General features: G+C 72.6%; 18 protein-coding genes, 1 other RNA gene and 1 pseudogene. 8 read left to right on the forward strand and 12 right to left on the reverse strand.

All coding sequences use genetic code 11. From position 1 onward, the window contains the following. Positions 1-9: 9 nt before the first annotated feature. From rnpB to RBJ77_RS26485, 4 genes are all read right to left on the reverse strand, one after another. Positions 10-416, reverse strand: an RNA gene (rnpB, locus tag RBJ77_RS26470) — RNase P RNA component class A. A gap of 29 nt (positions 417-445) precedes the next feature. Continuing rightward, positions 446-1,015 (reverse strand): Uma2 family endonuclease, encoded by a 570-nt coding sequence (locus tag RBJ77_RS26475; protein ID WP_372347420.1) that lies wholly within the window; start codon positions 1,013-1,015, stop codon positions 446-448. Positions 1,016-1,137: 122 nt separating this feature from the next. Further along, positions 1,138-1,674, reverse strand: a complete 537-nt coding sequence (locus tag RBJ77_RS26480) for a TetR/AcrR family transcriptional regulator (protein ID WP_372347334.1) — start codon at positions 1,672-1,674, stop codon at positions 1,138-1,140. Beyond that, positions 1,667-2,092, reverse strand: coding sequence for a DUF4260 family protein (locus RBJ77_RS26485; protein WP_372347335.1), 426 nt, complete (start codon positions 2,090-2,092; stop codon positions 1,667-1,669). The genes RBJ77_RS26480 and RBJ77_RS26485 overlap by 8 nt, the downstream gene beginning before the upstream one ends. A 157-nt stretch (positions 2,093-2,249) precedes the next feature. Here RBJ77_RS26485 and RBJ77_RS26490 point away from each other — a divergent pair, with 157 nt between their 5' ends. Both RBJ77_RS26490 and RBJ77_RS26495 read left to right on the forward strand, forming a co-directional pair. Beyond that, entirely contained in the window at positions 2,250-3,026 is a 777-nt protein-coding gene (locus RBJ77_RS26490) for a MerR family transcriptional regulator (protein ID WP_372347336.1), read from the forward strand. Next, the gene (locus tag RBJ77_RS26495; protein WP_372347337.1) at positions 3,023-3,838 is read left to right on the forward strand and encodes a hypothetical protein; all 816 of its coding nucleotides are present in this window, start codon (positions 3,023-3,025) and stop codon (positions 3,836-3,838) included. Before RBJ77_RS26490 ends, RBJ77_RS26495 begins: the two co-directional genes overlap by 4 nt. On the opposite strand, the gene RBJ77_RS26500 is transcribed toward RBJ77_RS26495, so the two are convergent. Next, positions 3,789-5,234 carry an RNB domain-containing ribonuclease gene (locus RBJ77_RS26500; protein WP_372347338.1) on the reverse strand — a complete coding sequence of 482 codons (1,446 nt, stop codon included), beginning with the start codon at positions 5,232-5,234 and terminating at the stop codon, positions 3,789-3,791. The genes RBJ77_RS26495 and RBJ77_RS26500 overlap by 50 nt on opposite strands. Before the next feature lie 90 nt (positions 5,235-5,324). Between RBJ77_RS26500 and yaaA the strand changes: the two genes are divergently transcribed. Continuing rightward, positions 5,325-6,107, forward strand: a complete 783-nt coding sequence (yaaA, locus tag RBJ77_RS26505; protein ID WP_372347339.1) for a peroxide stress protein YaaA — start codon at positions 5,325-5,327, stop codon at positions 6,105-6,107. Between the two features lie 83 nt (positions 6,108-6,190). Continuing rightward, complete coding sequence (eda, locus tag RBJ77_RS26510; protein ID WP_372347340.1) at positions 6,191-6,838, forward strand: bifunctional 4-hydroxy-2-oxoglutarate aldolase/2-dehydro-3-deoxy-phosphogluconate aldolase; 648 nt, start codon at positions 6,191-6,193, stop codon at positions 6,836-6,838. Here the strand turns inward: eda and RBJ77_RS26515 are convergent. The 4 genes and pseudogenes from RBJ77_RS26515 to RBJ77_RS26530 form a co-directional block, all read right to left on the reverse strand. Next, positions 6,835-7,488, reverse strand: a pseudogene (locus RBJ77_RS26515) (histidine phosphatase family protein); the annotation flags it as partial. The gene eda and the pseudogene RBJ77_RS26515 overlap by 4 nt on opposite strands. A gap of 215 nt (positions 7,489-7,703) precedes the next feature. After that, positions 7,704-8,447 carry a zinc ribbon domain-containing protein gene (locus RBJ77_RS26520; protein WP_372347421.1) on the reverse strand — a complete coding sequence of 248 codons (744 nt, stop codon included), beginning with the start codon at positions 8,445-8,447 and terminating at the stop codon, positions 7,704-7,706. Continuing rightward, positions 8,444-9,313: a Nif3-like dinuclear metal center hexameric protein gene (locus RBJ77_RS26525; protein WP_372347341.1), complete on the reverse strand. Its 870-nt coding sequence runs from the start codon at positions 9,311-9,313 to the stop codon at positions 8,444-8,446. The genes RBJ77_RS26520 and RBJ77_RS26525 overlap by 4 nt, the downstream gene beginning before the upstream one ends. A 43-nt stretch (positions 9,314-9,356) precedes the next feature. Beyond that, complete coding sequence (locus tag RBJ77_RS26530) at positions 9,357-10,409, reverse strand: ABC transporter substrate-binding protein (RefSeq protein ID WP_372347342.1); 1,053 nt, start codon at positions 10,407-10,409, stop codon at positions 9,357-9,359. A 222-nt stretch (positions 10,410-10,631) separates the two neighbouring features. Here RBJ77_RS26530 and RBJ77_RS26535 point away from each other — a divergent pair, with 222 nt between their 5' ends. Both RBJ77_RS26535 and RBJ77_RS26540 read left to right on the forward strand, forming a co-directional pair. Further along, positions 10,632-11,780, forward strand: coding sequence for a hypothetical protein (locus RBJ77_RS26535; RefSeq protein ID WP_372347343.1), 1,149 nt, complete (start codon positions 10,632-10,634; stop codon positions 11,778-11,780). 55 nt (positions 11,781-11,835) lie between these two features. Then, complete coding sequence (locus RBJ77_RS26540; protein WP_372347344.1) at positions 11,836-12,003, forward strand: hypothetical protein; 168 nt, start codon at positions 11,836-11,838, stop codon at positions 12,001-12,003. A gap of 68 nt (positions 12,004-12,071) precedes the next feature. Here RBJ77_RS26540 and RBJ77_RS26545 read toward each other — a convergent pair whose 3' ends face one another. From RBJ77_RS26545 to RBJ77_RS26555, 3 genes are all read right to left on the reverse strand, one after another. Then, positions 12,072-13,010, reverse strand: a complete 939-nt coding sequence (locus RBJ77_RS26545) for a 3-oxoacyl-ACP reductase (protein ID WP_372347345.1) — start codon at positions 13,008-13,010, stop codon at positions 12,072-12,074. A 96-nt stretch (positions 13,011-13,106) separates the two neighbouring features. Beyond that, a complete protein-coding gene (locus RBJ77_RS26550; protein WP_372347346.1) occupies positions 13,107-14,183 on the reverse strand; it encodes a Zn-dependent alcohol dehydrogenase in 1,077 nt (358 codons plus the stop codon). A gap of 39 nt (positions 14,184-14,222) precedes the next feature. Further along, positions 14,223-15,077 (reverse strand): MaoC/PaaZ C-terminal domain-containing protein, encoded by an 855-nt coding sequence (locus RBJ77_RS26555; protein WP_372347347.1) that lies wholly within the window; start codon positions 15,075-15,077, stop codon positions 14,223-14,225. Between the two features lie 271 nt (positions 15,078-15,348). Between RBJ77_RS26555 and RBJ77_RS26560 the strand changes: the two genes are divergently transcribed. Together RBJ77_RS26560 and RBJ77_RS26565 are read left to right on the forward strand one after the other, a co-directional pair. Next, positions 15,349-16,260 (forward strand): ATP-binding cassette domain-containing protein, encoded by a 912-nt coding sequence (locus tag RBJ77_RS26560; RefSeq protein ID WP_372347348.1) that lies wholly within the window; start codon positions 15,349-15,351, stop codon positions 16,258-16,260. Continuing rightward, complete coding sequence (locus RBJ77_RS26565) at positions 16,260-16,976, forward strand: ABC transporter permease (protein ID WP_372347349.1); 717 nt, start codon at positions 16,260-16,262, stop codon at positions 16,974-16,976. The genes RBJ77_RS26560 and RBJ77_RS26565 overlap by 1 nt, the downstream gene beginning before the upstream one ends. The last annotated feature ends 11 nt before the right edge of the window (positions 16,977-16,987 follow it).

The following is a 16,987-nucleotide window of genomic DNA, read 5'->3' on the forward strand; positions in this document are numbered from 1 at the left end:
GGTGAGCGGCAGACGAGTCGGGCTGTACGCCGGGTTCTGTTCCCCGGGACCTCGCGGTCGTCGGGGCGACGGCCATCCATCTAGGGCCGGCGTTGCCACCGGCCTCGTGCGGTCTACCCGCGGACTCGGGCGGGCAGCCCTCGAACGTCCGCGCAGGACCGTCTCCGAAGAGGCGGTCCCTCTTGACCTTGCTCCAGGTGGGGTTTACCTAGCCGCCTGAGTCACCTCAGGCGCTGGTGGTCTCTTACACCACCGTTTCACCCTTACCGAGGGCCTTGCGGTCCCCGGCGGTCTGTTTTCTGTGGCACTGTCCCGCGGGTCACCCCGGGTGGCCGTTAGCCACCACCTTGCCCTGTGGAGCCCGGACGTTCCTCGGGAGGTTCCGAAGAACCCCACGCGGCCGCCCGCCCGGCTCGTCTGCCGTCCGGCCATCCTACCTGCCGGTTCAGAGGAACTCGGCCGTCTCCAGATCGAAGGCGAACGGCTCGGGCAACGCGACGGCCTTGCCGAAGGGGCGGGTGCAGTGCTCCCGGTAGTCGTCACCCTTCGGGTCGCTGAAGAGGGTCACCGAGGAGGCGTCCCGGTCGATGAGCAGATAGAGCGGGATGCCACCGTGGGCGTAGCAGCGGCGCTTGGCCTCCCGGTCGGACTGGGGTTTGCTGGAGGTCACCTCGACCACCAGGGCGACGCCCTCACAGGGCATCCAGGGGTCGGCGCCCCGGAACAGGCGGCGTTCCCTGGGTGCGAAAGTGCCGTCCGGGATCGCGTGGTTCTTGGGGCAGGCACCCCCACTCGTCAGTTTCAGGCCCTTGTTCCCGGAGAACTGCATGTCGGCCCGGGAACGCCGGTACACCTGGCTGACGACCAGTTCGATGTAGTCCTCGTGGTCCCCGTCCGGCGGTGGCGTCACGACGATCTCCCCCTCGATCAGCTCCGCCCGGAATCCCTCCGGGGTGTCCAGCGCGAGGAAACCCTCCAGCAGGACGTCTGCCTGCGTGAGCGACTCGTGTGCCATGGCGGTCATGTCACGCTCCTCCTTCGGTCGCTCGCCACGCTGGGGCATCGGGAGATCTCCTGCCGTCGAGATCGGGGACCGTTCCCCCGATCGTGGCACAGGGTCGGGCTCACCGTCCGTTCCTAGGACCGCAGCGCCTCCGCCCCCGTCCGCCACGCGCCCGCCAGGTCGGCGCCGTCCGGAAACCGGCCGTGGATCTCCAGGATCACCATGCCGTGGGCGAACGCCCAGGCGGCGCGGGCCAGGTCCTCGTCGCCTCCGCAGGCCCGCACCAGCGGGGCCGCCGCCCGGTCCTCCAGGCCCTCGGGCAGCGCGTGCCGGGGCAGCGGGCGCTCGGTGGCGAGGCGGTAGAGGTGGGGGTGGGCGAGGGCGTAGGCACGGTAGGCGTCGGTCAGGGCCGGGAGGGAGCCGGGGGCCCGGCGCTCCGCCTCCTCGCAGGCCTCGCCGGACTCGGTGAGCATCTGTGCGATCAGCTCCACCTCGACGGCCTGCTTGTCGGGGAAGTGCTTGTAGAGCGAGGGGGCCTTGATGCCGAGCCGGTGGGCCAGGGCGCGCATCGTCAGGGCGTCGGGCCCGGACTCCTCCAGGAGCGTCCGGGCCTCGGCCGCGATCTCGGTGGCGCGGGGCGTGAGCCGCCGCAGGTCAGTGGCCTCAGGCACGCTGGAAGCCCTCCTTGGTCCGCAGTCCGTAGCCGAAGGCGCGATCGTACGAGATGTGGGCGAGCCAGCCGCAGAAGCCCGCGAAGAGCGGCGCCCAGTCGATGATGGGCTGCAGCGGGTACGCGACGATGAGCGCGAGCGGGATCAGGGCGCGGTGGGCCGTGTTGTAGAAGGGCACGGCGCGGGGCTGGAGCTGCCCCTTGCGGAGGTCCTTCGCCTCGCCGGCGCCGACCAGGAACGTGAGGTCGGGCGCGATGAAGAACACGACGGAGACGAGGCCCGCGAGCCAGCCGTGGTTCACGGCCTCCAGGACCGCGAAGGCCGACCAGAAGAGTGCGTTCACCAGCCAGGCGGTGCGGCGGACGACCGTGAGCGGCTTGGTGGTGGCGGTGCGGGTGGTGGGTGCTGTCGTGCTCATCGGGTGCCTCCCTGGGAGTCGGTGACGTCGCCGCCACAAGCGGCTAACACCGTTAGCCGAACCATGGGAGAACCGTACGGCTAACAGTATTAGCCGTCAAGTCCTCTCCGCGCGGCTCGCTTGACCCTTCCGTAGCGTCAACGTTTCTACTGAGGGCATGCGGATCGGAGAGCTGGCCGGCATCGTCGGCGTGACCACGCGTGCCATCAGGCACTACCACCACCTCGGACTGCTGCCCGAGCCCGAACGGCTGGGCAACGGATACCGGGAGTACGGGCTGCGGCACGCCGTCGAGCTGGCCCGGATCCGGCGGCTCACCGAGCTGGGCCTCGGCCTCCCCGAGGTGCGCGACGTGCTGGCCGACGACGCCGGGCGCGAGCTGGCCGAGGTGCTGGCCGAGCTCGACGCGGACCTGGCCCGCCAGGAGGCGGCGATCCACGAGAGGCGGACGCGGCTGCGGGCGCTGCTGTCGGAGGCCGAGCACGGACGGCTGCCGGCCGAGGGACCCGTCTCGCCTCAACTCGCTTCCTTCCTGCACGAGTTGGGTGAGGTGGACGTCGACTCCCCGATGGCCGTCCGGGATCGCGAGCTGCTCACGCTCATCGACACGACCGCACCGCCCGAGGCCCGTGAGCAGCTGATGGCGGCGCTGCTGCCGACGCTGACGGACCCGGCGGCGCTGGCGGCGGCCCGCGACGTCTACGCGCGCCTCGACGCCCTGGCCGACGCCGCCCCCGACGACCCCCGGGTGGACGAGACGGCGCGGGCGATCCTCGCCTGTCTGCCGGACCGGCTGCCCACGATCGACACGAGCGGCGACACCGGCACCACGTTCCTCGACGCCTTCCTCGCCGACTTCTCCCCCGCCCAGGCCGCGGTCGTCCGACGCGTGATGGAACTGGCCCCCGACGGCGGGGGCGGTGACCGGCGATGAGACCGCGGACCCTGCTCCGGGGCCTCGCCTACGCGGCGCTGGCCGCCGAACTCACCGTCATCTGCTACCTGTTGTCCGGTCGCAGGCCGCCGCCCGCGATCGGGGCCGCGGTCGTCGCGGTGCTCGTCGTCGAGCTCTGCGGGCTCGCCGTGCTGTACCGGCGCGGCGGCCGGGCCGCCGTCCGGGAGGTGGTCCCGGCCGGGGTGCGCCGGATCGCCGGGCACGAACTGCGGGTGTTCACCAGTCTCGGCCGGTGGGTCGCGCGGCGGCGGCACGGGGTCCCGGCGGGCGCCAGCGCCTTTCCGTACGCGCGCGGGCAGGCCGTGATGATGTACTCCTTCGCGTTCGTCTGCGTCGTCGAGTCCTTCGGGATGTGGGCGCTGCTGCGGAACTGGCCCACGCTGCACCACGTCGTCCTGTTCCTCGACGTGTACACGGTGCTGATGGTGCTCGGGCTGCACGCCGCGTCCGTGACCCGGCCGCACGTGGTCACCGCCGACGCGCTGCGGGTGCGCCGCGCCGCCCACGTCGACCTGCGGATACCGCTGGAGCGGATCGCGTCGGTGCGCCGCGAGAACAAGTACACGCACACGCCGCGCGAGGGCGAGCTGAACCTCGACATCGGGGCGCAGACCAGCATCGTCCTCGAACTCACCGGTCCCGTACGGCACTTCACGTTCCTGGGCCGTCCGCAGGAGATCCGCCTCGTGCGGCTGCACGCCGAGGAGCCCGACCGGCTCGCGCGCACCCTGACGCAGCGGCTCACGCAGGCGCGAACAGCACCTTCGCCGAGCCCGGGTCGGCCTGCGTGAGCCGGACCCGCAGCCGCTCCCCCAGCGGCAGCGCCGCGGCGCCGCCCTCGATCCGGGCGACGACGGCGGGCTCGGTCAACTGCACGGTCCCGACGGCCGGTTCGCGTTCCTTCACGTCGACCACCACGGCGTCGAACATCTCGCCGACCCGGTGCCGGAGGAGCGCCGCCTCGACGACGTCGACGCTCTCGCGCTCCACGGAGTTGGCCCGCCGGGTGCCCTCCGCCATCTCCTTCGGCAGTCCGGGCAGCGCCGTCAGCACCCAGTCCGGCGGGTCCTGCCCCGCACAGGCGGCCAGGCACAGCTCGGACGCGTAGCGGTCGACGAGGCGGCGCAGCGGGGCGGTGCAGTGCGTGTAGGGCGCGGCGACGGCGGCGTGCGTGGCGAGGGCCGGGGTCTCGCCACCGCTGAAGGCGGTGTAGCCCGCGCCGCGCAGCAGCGTCGTGCACTCCTGGAGGAACGCCGCGTGGTGCGGGACGTGCGGGTCGAGGGAGCGGACCAGGTCGGAGTAGGGGACGTGGTGCGGCCACTCGATGCGCAGCGCCTTCGCGGTGCGGCGCAGCCGGCCGACGGCGCCGTCGGGGGCGGCGGGCAGCGTGCGCAGGATGCCGGTGCCCGTGGTGAGCATCAGCTCGGCGGCGGCCATGCCGGTCAGCAGCGAGACCTGGGCGTTCCACGCGTCGGCGGGCAGCGGGGCGCGGTAGGCGAGCTCGTACGTGCCGTCGCTCGCGACGATCTCCTGCTCGGGCACGTCGAGGGAGATGCCGCCGCGCTCCACCTCCAGCCGCTCGCGCAGCAGCCCGATGTCCCTGAGCAGCGCGACCGGCTCCTCGGCGGTCCCGTCGTCGATGGCCTTCTGCACGCCTTCGTAGTCGAGTTTGGCGCGGCTGCGGACGAGGGCGCGGACGACGTCGGTGGTCTCGGGGCGGCCGTCCGCGTCCAGGTCGATCGTCCACAGGACGGCCGGGCAGGTCTGGTCCGGCAGCAGGCTGGCGGCGCCCTCGCTGAGCACGGCGGGGTGCAGCGGGACCTTCTCGTCGGGGAAGTACAGGGTGGTGACGCGGCGGTGCGCCTCGGCGTCCAGGGCGCCGCCGGGCGTCACGTACGCGGCGACGTCGGCGATCGCGTACCGCACGCGGTAGCCGCCGCCGGGGCGCCGGGACAGGTGCATGGCCTGGTCGAGGTCGGTCGAGGTGGGCGGGTCGATCGTGAAGAACGGCACCGCCGTCTCGTCCCGGTCCGGCAGCCGCGGCGGGGCGGCGGCGACCCGCTCGGCCTCCGCGAGCACCTCGGCCGGGAACGCGCCGGGCACGTCCAGTTTCGTACGCAGGTCGCGCAGCACGGCACCGAGCGGCACCTGCGCTGCGCCGGTCACGCGGAGGTGGCGGCGGGGCATGGCAGCAGCGTAGGTCGCGGTGGCGGGGTCGGCACGCCGTACGCTGGCCAACGATCGACTGTCGTCCCGTACGTGTTTGAGGAGAGCCCCGTGCTTGTGCTGCTGCCGCCGTCGGAGGGTAAGGCCGCTTCCGGACGCGGGGCGCCGCTGAAGCCGGAGGGCCTCTCGCTGCCCGGGCTCGCGCAGGCGCGGGCCGCGGTCCTGGACGAGCTGGTCGAGCTGTGCGCCGCCGACGAGGAGAAGGCGCGCGAGGTGCTCGGCCTGAGCGAGGGCCTGCGCGGCGAGGTCGCGAAGAACCTGGACCTGCGGACGGCGGGCGCCCGGCCCGCCGGGGAGATCTACACGGGCGTCCTGTACGACGCCCTGGACCTGGCCTCGCTGGACGCGGCCGCGAAGAAGCGGGCGGCGCGCTCGCTGCTCGTCTTCTCCGGGCTGTGGGGTGCGGTGCGGGTGACCGACCGGATCCCCTCCTACCGCTGCTCGATGGGCGTGAAGCTGCCGGGGCTCGGGGCGCTAGGCACGCACTGGCGGGCGCCGATGGCCGAGGTGCTGCCGGCGGCCGCCGGGGACGGGCTCGTCCTCGACCTGCGCTCGGCGGCGTACGCGAGCGCCTGGAAGCCCAAGGGCGAGGTCGCCGGGCGGACGGCGACGGTACGGGTGCTGCACGCGCCGACCCGCAAGGTCGTCAGCCACTTCAACAAGGCGACGAAGGGCCGGATCGTGCGCTCGCTGCTGACGGCGGGCACCGCGCCGTCGGACCCGGCCGAGCTCGTCGACGCCCTGCGCGACCTCGGGTACGCGGTGGAGGTCGAGGCGCCGGCGAAGGCCGGGCGGCCGTGGAGCCTGGACGTGCTGGTGGACGAGATCCACTGAGACCCCGCAGACATGCGTTGCAGCATGCGCAATGAGCTTTGCGCATGCTGCTTCGCGCGAGGCAGGATGTCTCCATGCCGTCTATGCCTACTGTGCCTGCTGCGCCTGCCGCGTCTGCCGCTTCCGTGCTCGACCTCGCCCCCGTCGTGCCCGTCGTCGTCGTGGACGACGCCGCCGACGCGGTGCCGCTCGCGCGCGCCCTCGTCGCCGGCGGACTGCCCGCGATCGAGGTCACCCTGCGCACGCCCGCCGCGCTCGACGCGATCCGGGCGATCGCGGCCGAGGTGCCGGACGCGGTCGTCGGCGCGGGCACCGTCATATCGCCCGCGAACGTCGCCGACTCGGTCGCCGCGGGCGCCCGGTTCCTGGTCAGCCCCGGCTGGACGGACGCGCTGCTCGTCGCCATGAAGGGGTCGGGCGTGCCGTTCCTGCCCGGCGTCTCGACGACGTCGGAGGTCGTGGCGCTGCTGGAGCGCGGGGTGAGCGAGATGAAGTTCTTCCCGGCCGAGGCCGCCGGCGGCGCCGCCTACCTGAAGTCGCTGGCCGGTCCGCTGCCGCAGGCCCGGTTCTGCCCGACCGGCGGGATCTCGCCCGCCAACGCCCCGTCGTACCTGGCGCTGAAGAACGTCGGCTGCGTGGGCGGCAGCTGGATGCTCCCGGCCGACGCGGTGGCCGCGAAGGACTGGGCGCGGGTGGAGTCCCTGGCCCGCGAGGCGAGCGGGCTCGTCTAGGCGCCTGCCAGGCCCTGGCGCAGGTGGGACGTCTCGTTGAGGAGGCGGACGCTGGCGTTGCCGTCGGCGTAGTACGCGATCTCCGAGAGGGACGCCGCGGAGAGTTCCATCCGGAACAGGGCCTCGGGCGGGGCGCCGAGCGCCAGGCGTACGAGCGTCTTGACCGGGGTGACGTGGCTGACCAGGAGGACGGTGCGGCCGCGGTACTCGGCGGTCAGCCGGTCGCGGGTCGCGGCGACCCGCTCGGCGACGGCCGCGAAGCTCTCGCCTCCGGCGGTCGGGGCGGCGTCCGGTGAGGCCAGCCAGGCGTTCATGTCGTCCGGGTGGCGCTCCCTGACCTCCTTGAAGGTCAGGCCCTCCCATGCCCCGAAGTGCGTTTCGCGCAGGCCCTCGTCCACGGTGACGGCGAGGCCGAGGCGGGTGGCGACGGCTTCCGCGGTCTGCTTGCAGCGCTTGAGCGGGGACGTGACGACGGCCTCGATCGTGCCGCGGGCCGCGAGTGCGTCTGCTGCGCGGGCGGCTTGGTGGTGGCCCGCTTCGGAGAGGGACGGGTCGGTGCCGCCGCTGCCCGAGAAGCGCTTCTGGGGGGTGAGGGGGGTTTCGCCGTGGCGGAGGAGGACGAAGGTGGCCGGCCGACCGAGGTCAGGCGCCTTCGCGCCGTCGCCGGTTGCTGCTCTCTTGGCGGCTGCGGAGCCGTCGTGGCTGGTCGCGCAGTTCCCCGCGCCCCTGGCAGCGCCACTGCCGGTCTCTGCTCCCCTGGCGGCCGCGGCGCCGTCGTGGCTGGTCGCGCAGTTCCCCGCGCCCCTGGCGGCGCCGTCCCCGGCGGCGCCAGGGACGGCGGTGGATTCCCCCATCGCTACGGGGCCTAGAGGCCCGACTCCGAGGTGCGGACCAGGATGCGGCGGCAGTTCTCGCAGCGGACCACCGCGTCGGGCGCGGCCGCGCGGACCTCGTTCAGCTCGGTGATGTTCAGCTCCAGGCGGCAGCCCTCGCAGCGGCGCTGGAAGAGCTTGGCGGCGCCGACGCCGCCCTCCTTCTCGCGCAGCTTGTCGTAGAGCTTGAGCAGGTCCGCGGGGATCGAGGCGGCGACGACCTCGCGCTCCTTGGTCACCGAGGAGGCCTCGGAGTCCAGCTCGCCGGCGGCCTGGTCGCGGCGGGACGTCGCGTCGTCGATCTTCGACTGGACGGAGGCGAGGCGCTCGCCCAGCTCGCCCGCGCGCTCCTGCGCGGACTCACGGCGCTCCATGACCTCGAGGACGACGTCCTCCAGGTCGCCCTGGCGCCTGGCCAGCGAGGCGATCTCCTTCTGGAGGTTCTCCAGGTCCTTGGGCGACGTCACGGCGCCGGAGTCGAGGCGCTGCTGGTCGCGGGCGGCGCGCTGGCGGACCTGGTCGACGTCCTGCTCGGCCTTGGTCTGCTCGCGGGCGCAGTCGCTCTCCTCGGTCGTCGCGGCGACATGCAGGTCGCGCAGCTGCGTGAGGTCCTTGGTCAGCGACTCGATCTCGGCGTGCTCGGGCAGCGACTTCTTCTTGTGCGCGAGCTGCTGGAGGCGGACGTCCAGGTCCTGGACGTCCAGGAGGCGGATCTGGTCGGCGGGCGCGGCGTTCAGTTGGGGGCTCCAAAAGTAGACGTGGGTGCGGGGTTGGACGCCGCGTGGGCGGTCCAGGGGTCCGTGACCGTCTTCGAGACGTGGACCCGCAGGTCCCATCCGTGACGGTCGGAGATCTCGTCGAGCTGGGCTGCGGCCAGCTCGCACCAGGGCCACTCGGTGGCCCAGTGCGCCGCGTCGAGCAGCGCGAGGGGCTGTCGGGAGGCCGTCTCGCGGGCCTCGCTCACCGGGTGGTGGCGCAGGTCCGCGGTGAGGAAGGCGTCGACGCCCGCCGCCCGTACGTCGGCGAACAGGCTGTCGCCCGAGCCGCCGGAGACGGCGATCGTCCGGATCGTCGCGTCGAGGTCGCCCGCGACGCGGATGCCCTGGGCGGTCGCGGGGAGGCGGTCGGCGGCGCGGTCGGCCAGTTCGCGCAGCGTGAGCGGGTGCTCCAGTTCGCAGACGCGGCCGAGGCCGCGGCGGCCCGAGGGGTCCGTCGGGTCCGGCACGAGGGGGCCGACGACGCGGACGCCGAGGGCTCCGGCGAGGGCGTCGCTGACGCCCGGGTCGGCCTTGTCGGCGTTCGTGTGCGCGACGTGCAGCGCGATGTCGTTCTTGATGAGGGTGTGGACGACCTTGCCCTTGAAGGTGTCGGCCGCCACCGTCGTCGTACCGCGCAGATAGAGCGGGTGGTGGGTGACGAGCAGGTCCGCGCCGAGCTTCACCGCCTCGTCGGCGATCTCCTGGACGGGGTCGACCGCGAACAGCACGCGGCTCACCTCGGCGTCCGGGTCGCCCGCGACCGTGCCGACCGCGTCCCACGCCTCGGCGAGCGGGGCGGGCCAGAGGTCGGCGAGCGCGGCGGTTACTTCAGACAGACGGGGCACGCAGACAGGTTACCTGCGCCGCGTGCCCCGGCCCTAAGCGTGGTTACTTGACCAGGTTCGCGCGGAGGTCCTTGAGGACCTCGTCCGCGGCGGTGACGCCGAGGCCCAGGTACCAGGTCTCGTCCGGGACGTCCTTGGCCTGTCCGTTCTTGACGGCGCCGAGCTTCTTCCAGAGCGGGTTGTCCTCGGCACTCGCGCGCTGGGTCTTCTTCGCGTCGCCGTAGACGCCGGTGAAGATCCAGTCGGCGTCCGCGCTGTCGATCTTCTCCGGGCTGATCTCCGTCGCCAGGTCGTCGATCTGCTGGTTCTCGGGCCGCGGGATGCCGGCGTCGTCGAGGATCGTGCCGATGAAGGACGCCTTGGCGTAGAGGCGGATGCGGTCCGGCATGTAGCGGAGCATCGTCACCGTGGGGGCCTTGCCGTCGTTCGCCTTCTTCACGTCGGCGCCGAGCTGCTTCACGTTCTTCTCGTACGCGGCGAGGTTCTCCTCGGCCTTCGCCTTCTCGTCGAGGGCGGACGCGTTCAGGAGGTAGTTCTCCTTCCACGTGAAGCCGGGGCGGATGGAGAAGACGGTCGGCGCGATCTTCGACAGCTGCGGGTAGAGCTTCGCGGCGCGCAGTTCGCTGCCGAGGATCAGGTCGGGGTGGAGGTTCGCGATGGCCTCCATGTTGAGGGCGTTGATCGTGCCCACGTTCTTCGGGCTGCCCGCGTCCTTCTTCAGGTAGGACGGGATGCCGTCGTCGCCCTCGGTGGGGGCGTAGCCGACCGGCTTGACGCCGAGCGAGACGACGTTGTCGAGCTCGCCGACGTCGAGGACGACGACGCGCTTCGGCTTCTGCTTCAGCTCGGTCTTGCCCAGGGCGTGCGTGACGGTGCGCGGGAACTGGCCGGCCTCGGCCGTCGTGCCCATCTTCGCCGTCTGCTCGGCGGCCTTCGAGAAGTCGTCGCCGCCCTGGGCGACGGCCTTGGAGCCCGCACCGTTGTCGCTCTTGGCCGATCCCTCGTCGTCCGAGCCGGAGCCGCAGGCGGTCAGGGCGAGGGCGGCGGCCACCGTGACGGCGGTCGCCGTGATCCGGGTGCGGTTACGTATCGACATCGACGGGCTCCGGGTCGTGCTCTGGTGCACAGCAAGCGCACAAGGATTGGTTAGGTAAACCTAACACCACCCGTTCCGGGATCCGTGAGCACACCAAGCACATCCCTCTCAGCCGATTCCGGACACCGCCACCCTTTGGTGTGAAGCGGTGGGCCGCAGGTGCCACGGAGGTACGTGCGAAAACTAGCTTCGGCCGTGGACAACCGGAGGTGAAAGATCCCCATGACGGCCCTGGCCATCGAAACCGAGACCGCGAGCGCGGCGGACACCGCGCCCGCGAGCCGGTGCGTGATCACCACAGACGCGTCGTACGCGGCCCGGCTCGCGCACGACGGGGCGAGCCCCGCCTCCTGGTTCCCGGAGCGGTGGACCCTGGACGGGCCCGAGCCGTACGCGGTGCCGCTGCCGGGCAACCAGCCGGAGGAGCCCGGCACCGACGTGCTGCCGCTGGCCGACGGCCGGGTGCTCATCAGGCGCCGGGCGGACGGCCGCCACCTGTTCTCGCTGCTCTACCCGACCGGACCCGGCACCGGCGAGGTGCCGCTAGGCGCCGTGGAGTGCGGCGGGGCGGCGGAGCTGACCCTGCTGCCGCCCGCGCCCGACGGCCGCCGCGCCCATGCGCTCGCCGCCGGCGCGGAGTCCACCGACGTCTGGCTGGTGGCGGGCGGCTCGTTCGGGCCGGAGCACGTGGCCGAGGTGCCGGGGCGGTGTTCGGGCGGGGTGTGGCTGGACCGCGCGGGGCGGCTCCTCGCGGTGGACCGGGCGGCGCCGGGCGGCGGCCCGGTCAAGACGGTCGCCGTCGATCTGGAGCGGGGCGGCGAGGTCTCCCCGCTGCTCCAGATCACCGAGGAGAGCGACGACCGGCTGCTGCTCGCCGACCTCGACAGCGGTCTCATCCTGGTCCGCTCGGACGCCGCGAAGCCGGGTGAACCGCGGCTCGGCTGGGGCGTGTTGGGCAGTACGCTGCCGATCCGCTTCCCGCAGGGGCTGCGGCTCGTGGACTGCGTCCTGACGCCGTTCGCCGTGCAGCCGGGGCAGACGCTGCTGCCGGAGAGCTGCGCGGTGGCGTTCCGGATCGACGGCCCCGAGGGCGGCGTGCCGTGGCTCGGGGTGTGGCGGCCGACCGAAGGAACGATGCATCAACTGGCCGCGCCGGTCGGGTGGTTGGCGGGCTGCGGCTTCTGGTCGAAGGACGGGGTGCTGTCCCTTCCGTACGTCACGGAGGACGTGTCGTGCGGGCTCGCGCGGGTATCCGCTCCTGAGCCGCCGGCGCCGCGCGAGCCCGCGCAGTCCGTTCCCGAGGCGCCCGCGGCGCCGCGTCCCGTTCCGCTGGGGCAGGCGCCGCTCGGTGGCCGGAAAGCGGGCGGTTAGACTCGCCCGGCTGTAAGTGAAGGATCTTGTACGGGTTTACGGGGTGAGTTTTCCGATGACGGAAAGCAACGGTACGAACGGCAGCACGGACACCGTGGAGCGCAAGGAGGCCACGGCCTCCGCTCCCGGTCGCCATCGAGGCGCGGTCGCCGCGTCGTCGGCGCAGAACGAGCAGCCGGAGCCGCGTGGTCGGCACCGGGGGGCTCGCGCCGAGGAGGCGTAGGAAGGTCCACGAGACGGCAGGAGGGGCCCGGTTTCCGCCGGGCCCCTCCTGTCGTCTCCGCGTCGCGGTCAGCCGTGCTTGAGGCCGAGCACCTCCGCCGCCGCGAACGTCTCGCCGGGGGGCCGGTCCTTGTAGTGCGGGGTGAGCAGCGCGTCGAGTTCGTCGTAGCTGAACGCGTCCTTGGCGGTGTCGAACTTCGCCTGCACCTTGGGGCGTTCGACGACGGCGACCATGCCGCCGTGCACGACGAGGAGCTGTCCGTTGACGTTCGCCGCGGCCGGTGCGGCGAGGTAGCCGACGAGCGGGGCGACGTGTTCGGGGGCGAGCGGGTCGAGCCCCTCGTCGGGCTCGGCGAACCCCGCGAAGACGTCCTCCGTCATCCGGGTGCGGGCCCGCGGGCAGATCACGTTGGCGGTGACGCCGTACTTGGCGAGCGCGAGGGCGGTCGACGTGGTCAGTCCGACGATGCCGCCCTTCGCCGCCGCGTAGTTGGGCTGTCCCGCCGAGCCCGCGAGGAACGCCTCGGAGGAGGTGTTGACGATGCGGCCGTAGACCGGGGCACCGGTCGCCTTCGAGCGTTCGCGCCAGTGCCGGGCGGCGAAGTGGGTCGTGTTGTAGTGCCCCTTGAGGTGGACGCGGATGACCGTGTCCCACTCGTCCTCCGTCATGGAGAAGATCATCCGGTCGCGGAGGATGCCCGCGTTGTTGACCAGGATGTCGAGCCGCCCGTACGTGTCGACGGCCAACTGGACCAGTTCCCCGGCCTGTTGGTGGTCGGCGACGTCGCCGGTGTGGGCGGTCGCCGTGCCGCCCTGGTCGCGGATCTCCTGGGCGACGCGTTCCGCGGGGGTGGCGTCGGCCTCGCCCGAGCCGTCCCGGCCGGGCTGGCCGAAGTCGTTGACGACGACGTGGGCGCCGAGGCGGGCGAGTTCCAGCGCTTCGGCACGGCCGAGCCCTCGGCCGGCGCCGGTGACGATGGCCGTGAGGCCGGTGAGCGGCGTTGACATACGGTTCGGGTTCCTTTCGGGTGGGCGGATCAAGCCCCTCCGGCGATTGAGGAGCGGGGTCCGGGGCGGAGCCCCGTGGCCGCAGCGCCGTTGCCGCTACAGCTCGATGCAGGTCCGCAGGGCGGAGCCCGTCCGCATCTGGTCGAGGGCCTCGTTGATCTCCGCCAGCGGCACCCGGTGCGTGATCAGGGACTCCAGGTCGATGCGGCCCGCCCGCCACAGGGCGATGGCGCGCTCGTAGGACTGGAGGACGTCGCCGCCGCCGTACATCGACGGCAGGATCCGCTTCTCGTCGAAGAACAGCTCGAACATGTTGAGCTGGAGGTTGTCGTCCATGGCGCCCGCGCCGACGACGACGAGCGTGCCGCCGCGCCGCGTCGTCTCGTAGGCGGTCCGCGCGGTCACCGACTTGCCGACGACCTCGAAGACGTAGTCGAAGCCCTCCCCCGCGGTGACGCGCTGCTTGGCGTCGGCCAGTTCGTCCGGTGAGACGGCCTCCGTGGCACCGAACGTGAGGGCTGCCTCGCGCCGGGACGCGACAGGGTCGACCGCCACGATCTGCGCCGCGCCCTTGAGCCGTGCGCCCTGGATCGCCGAGATGCCGACGCCGCCGCAGCCGATGACGGCGACCGACGAACCGGCCTTCACGTCGGCCGTGTTGATGGCCGCGCCGAGTCCGGTGGTCACGCCGCAGCCGATGAGCGCGGCGATGTCGAAGGGCACGTCGTCGGGGATCGGGACGGCGCAGCCCGCGTCGACCACGACCTCCTCGGTGAACGTGCCGGTTCCGGCGAAGCCGAAGACGTCACCGCCGGGGCGCTTGAAGTTGGGCGTGCCGGCGTTCATGAATCCGGCCAGACAGAGCTGCGTCTGGCCGCGCTTGCAGGCGGGGCAGGCGCCGCACGCCGGGAGCCAGCAGACCAGGACCCGTTGACCGACCGTCAGATTGCCGACGCCGTCGCCGACTTCGATGATCTCGCCGGCGCCCTCGTGGCCGGGGATGAAGGGTGCGGGCTGCGGCAGCACCCCGTTCATCGCGGAGACGTCGGAGTGGCACAGGCCCGTCGCGCGGACCCGGATCTTCACCTTGCCCGGGCCGAAGCCGACCGCCTCGACGTCGTCCAGTACCTCGAGTTTGTCCTGGCCTATCTCGTGCAGTACGGCTGCTCGCATGGGGTGCGGCTCCTTCGCGTGACGTACCTACAGGTGGAATCAGCTGTGCTCGACGACCGTGTCGGCAAGGACCGGCGCCTCGTCGCGCTCCACCGCCACCACGGTGACCTGGACCCGGCCGGGCTCCTGCCACATGCGGACGCGCAGCGTCTCGCCCGGGTAGACGACGCCGGCGAAGCGCGTGGAGTAGCGGGTGATGCGGGAGACGTCGCCGTCCAGGGCGGTGTCGACGACGGCCTTGAGGGTCATGCCGTACGAGCACAGGCCGTGCAGGATCGGCTTGTCGAAGCCGCCCAGTTTGGCGAACTCCGGGTCCGCGTGCAGCGGGTTCCAGTCGCCGGAGAGGCGGTAGAGGAGCGCCTGGTCCTCGCGGATGGGGCGGTCGACGGTGCGGTCGGGCGCGCGGTCCGGGACCTGGAGGCGGTCCGAGGGGCCGCGCTCGCCGCCGAAGCCGCCCTCGCCGCGGATGAAGATCGACGCGTCGCTGGCCCACAACGGCCCGTCGGCGTCCGCGACTTCGGTGCGCAGCACGACGACGGCGGCCTTGGTCTTGTCGTAGACGGCCGCGACCCGTGCGGTCGTCCGCGCGCTGCCCTCGACGGGGATGGGCCGGTGCAGTTCCACGGTCTGGCCGCCGTGCAGCACGTGGGCCAGGTTCACGTCGATGCCGGGGGCGGCGAGCCCGCCCATCATGGCCATGCCGGCGCCCGCGACCGTGGCGAAGCTCGGCAGGACGTGCAGCTTCGACTCCAGGGTGTAGCGCAGCTCGTCGGGGTCGGTGGCGGGGACGCCCGCGCCGAGACCCAGGTGGTAGAGCTGGATGTCCTTGTGGCCCCAGGCGATCTCGGCGGTCCTGGGATCGGCGGCTACGGCCTTCGCGGCGTCGATGGGCATGGACGGGCGCTCCTAGGGCTGGCGGGTCGAGCTGGTCAAGACCTCGGTGCGGCCGTCCGCACCGTCGGTCGCACCGAGGTCGTCGCGGGCCGGGTAGAACCTGTTCCAATTCACCCGGCGCCCCATGTATAGCCAAGAGCGCATGGCTTGGGAAGAGCCCCGGAGCAGCTTTCTGACGCCACGTCAGAAAGCTCGTTGTGACATTTGTACCGGCGAGCCGCGGACAACCGGATCTGCCGCGCACCCGGCCCCGCTCCGTAGCGTTCTCCCCATGAAGACGACGAAGGCACCGGCCGTCTCGTTCACGGGGGCCGTCAAGACATTCGGTGAGGTACGGGCGGTCGACGGGCTCGACCTGGAGATCGGCGCGGGCGAGACGGTGGCGCTGCTCGGCCGCAACGGCGCGGGCAAGTCGACCGCCATCGCCCTGCTCCTCGGCCTGGACGAGCCGGACGAGGGCCACGTCGAGCTGTTCGGCACGGCGCCGCAGACCGCGGTGCTGGCCGGCCGGGTCGGCGCCATGCTCCAGGAGGGGCGGGCCGTCCCCCGGGTCACCGTCGCGGAGCTGGTCGGCTTCGTGGCCGGACGGTACCCGGAGCCGATGGCGGTGCCCGAGGCGCTGCGGCTCGCCGGGATCGAGGAACTGGCCGGGCGGCGCGTCGACAAGCTGTCCGGCGGGCAGACGCAGCGCGTCCGGTTCGCCTTGGCGCTGGCCGGGAACCCGGCGCTGATCGTGCTCGACGAGCCGACCGCGGCGCTCGACGTCGAGGCACGGCACGCGTTCTGGGTGTCGATGCGGGCCTACGCCCAGCGCGGTCACACGGTGCTGTTCTCCACGCACTACCTGGAGGAGGCCGACGCCAACGCGGACCGGATCGTGATGATCGACCACGGCCGGGTGGTCGCGGACGGCAGCGGCGAGGAACTGCGCCGCGCGGGCGGCGGCAGCCTCGTCTGCTTCGACCTCGCGGGGCGCGGCACGGAGGGCCTCGCGCTGCTGCCGGGCGTGACGACGGTGGAGGTGCGCGGGGACCGGGCCCGGCTGCGCACCGAGGACTCGGACGCCACGGTGATGGCGCTGGCCGCCATGGACGCCGTACGGAACCTGGAGGTCTCCCCGGCCTCCCTCGACGACGCCTTCATGGCGCTGACCGCGGACCCCCGCGACCTGGAGCGTGTGTGATGTGGGACTACCTGCGGCTCGAAGTGAAGCGCACCCTGCGCGACATGCGGTTCGTCATCGGCACCGTCGCGATGCCGGTCCTGATGTACCTCCTGTTCACCAACCTCGGTACGGACGACGGCACGTGGAAGACCGCGTCGATGGTCGGCATGGCCGCGTACGGGGCGCTCGGCGCGGCCATGAACACGGCGGGCGGCGTCGCCGAGGACCGGGCGATCGGCTGGCTGCGGCAGCTGCGGATCACCCCGATGACGCCGCGCCAGGGCGTGACCGCGCGGGCGCTGACCGGTGCGGTGACGGTGCTGCCCGCCATCGCGGCCGTGATGCTCGCGGGCGGGCTGGTCAACGGCGTGCGGATGGACGCCTGGAAGTGGCCGGTGATCGCGGTGCTGCTGTGGCTGGGCTCGCTGCCCTTCACGATGCTGGGCCTGGGCAACGGCTACCGCATGACGTCGCAGGCCATGGGCGGGGTCAACATGCTCAGCTATCTGGGGCTCGCGGTGCTCGGCGGCCTCTGGTTCCCGGTCCAGCTGTTCCCGGAGTGGCTGCAGCACGTGTCGGCCTTCACGCCGACCAACCGGTTCGCGCAGATCGGCCGCTCGGTCGCCGACGGGCACGCACCGTCGCTCGTGGCGCTCGGCGTCCTCACCGGCTGGCTGCTGGTCTTCGGTTCGTACGCCGTGGTCTCGTACCGCAAGGCCGCACGCACCATCTGAGCGACGGGGGA

It is taken from the genome of Streptomyces sp. KL116D (genome assembly GCF_030766975.1).
Lineage (GTDB): Bacteria > Actinomycetota > Actinomycetes > Streptomycetales > Streptomycetaceae > Streptomyces > Streptomyces longispororuber_A.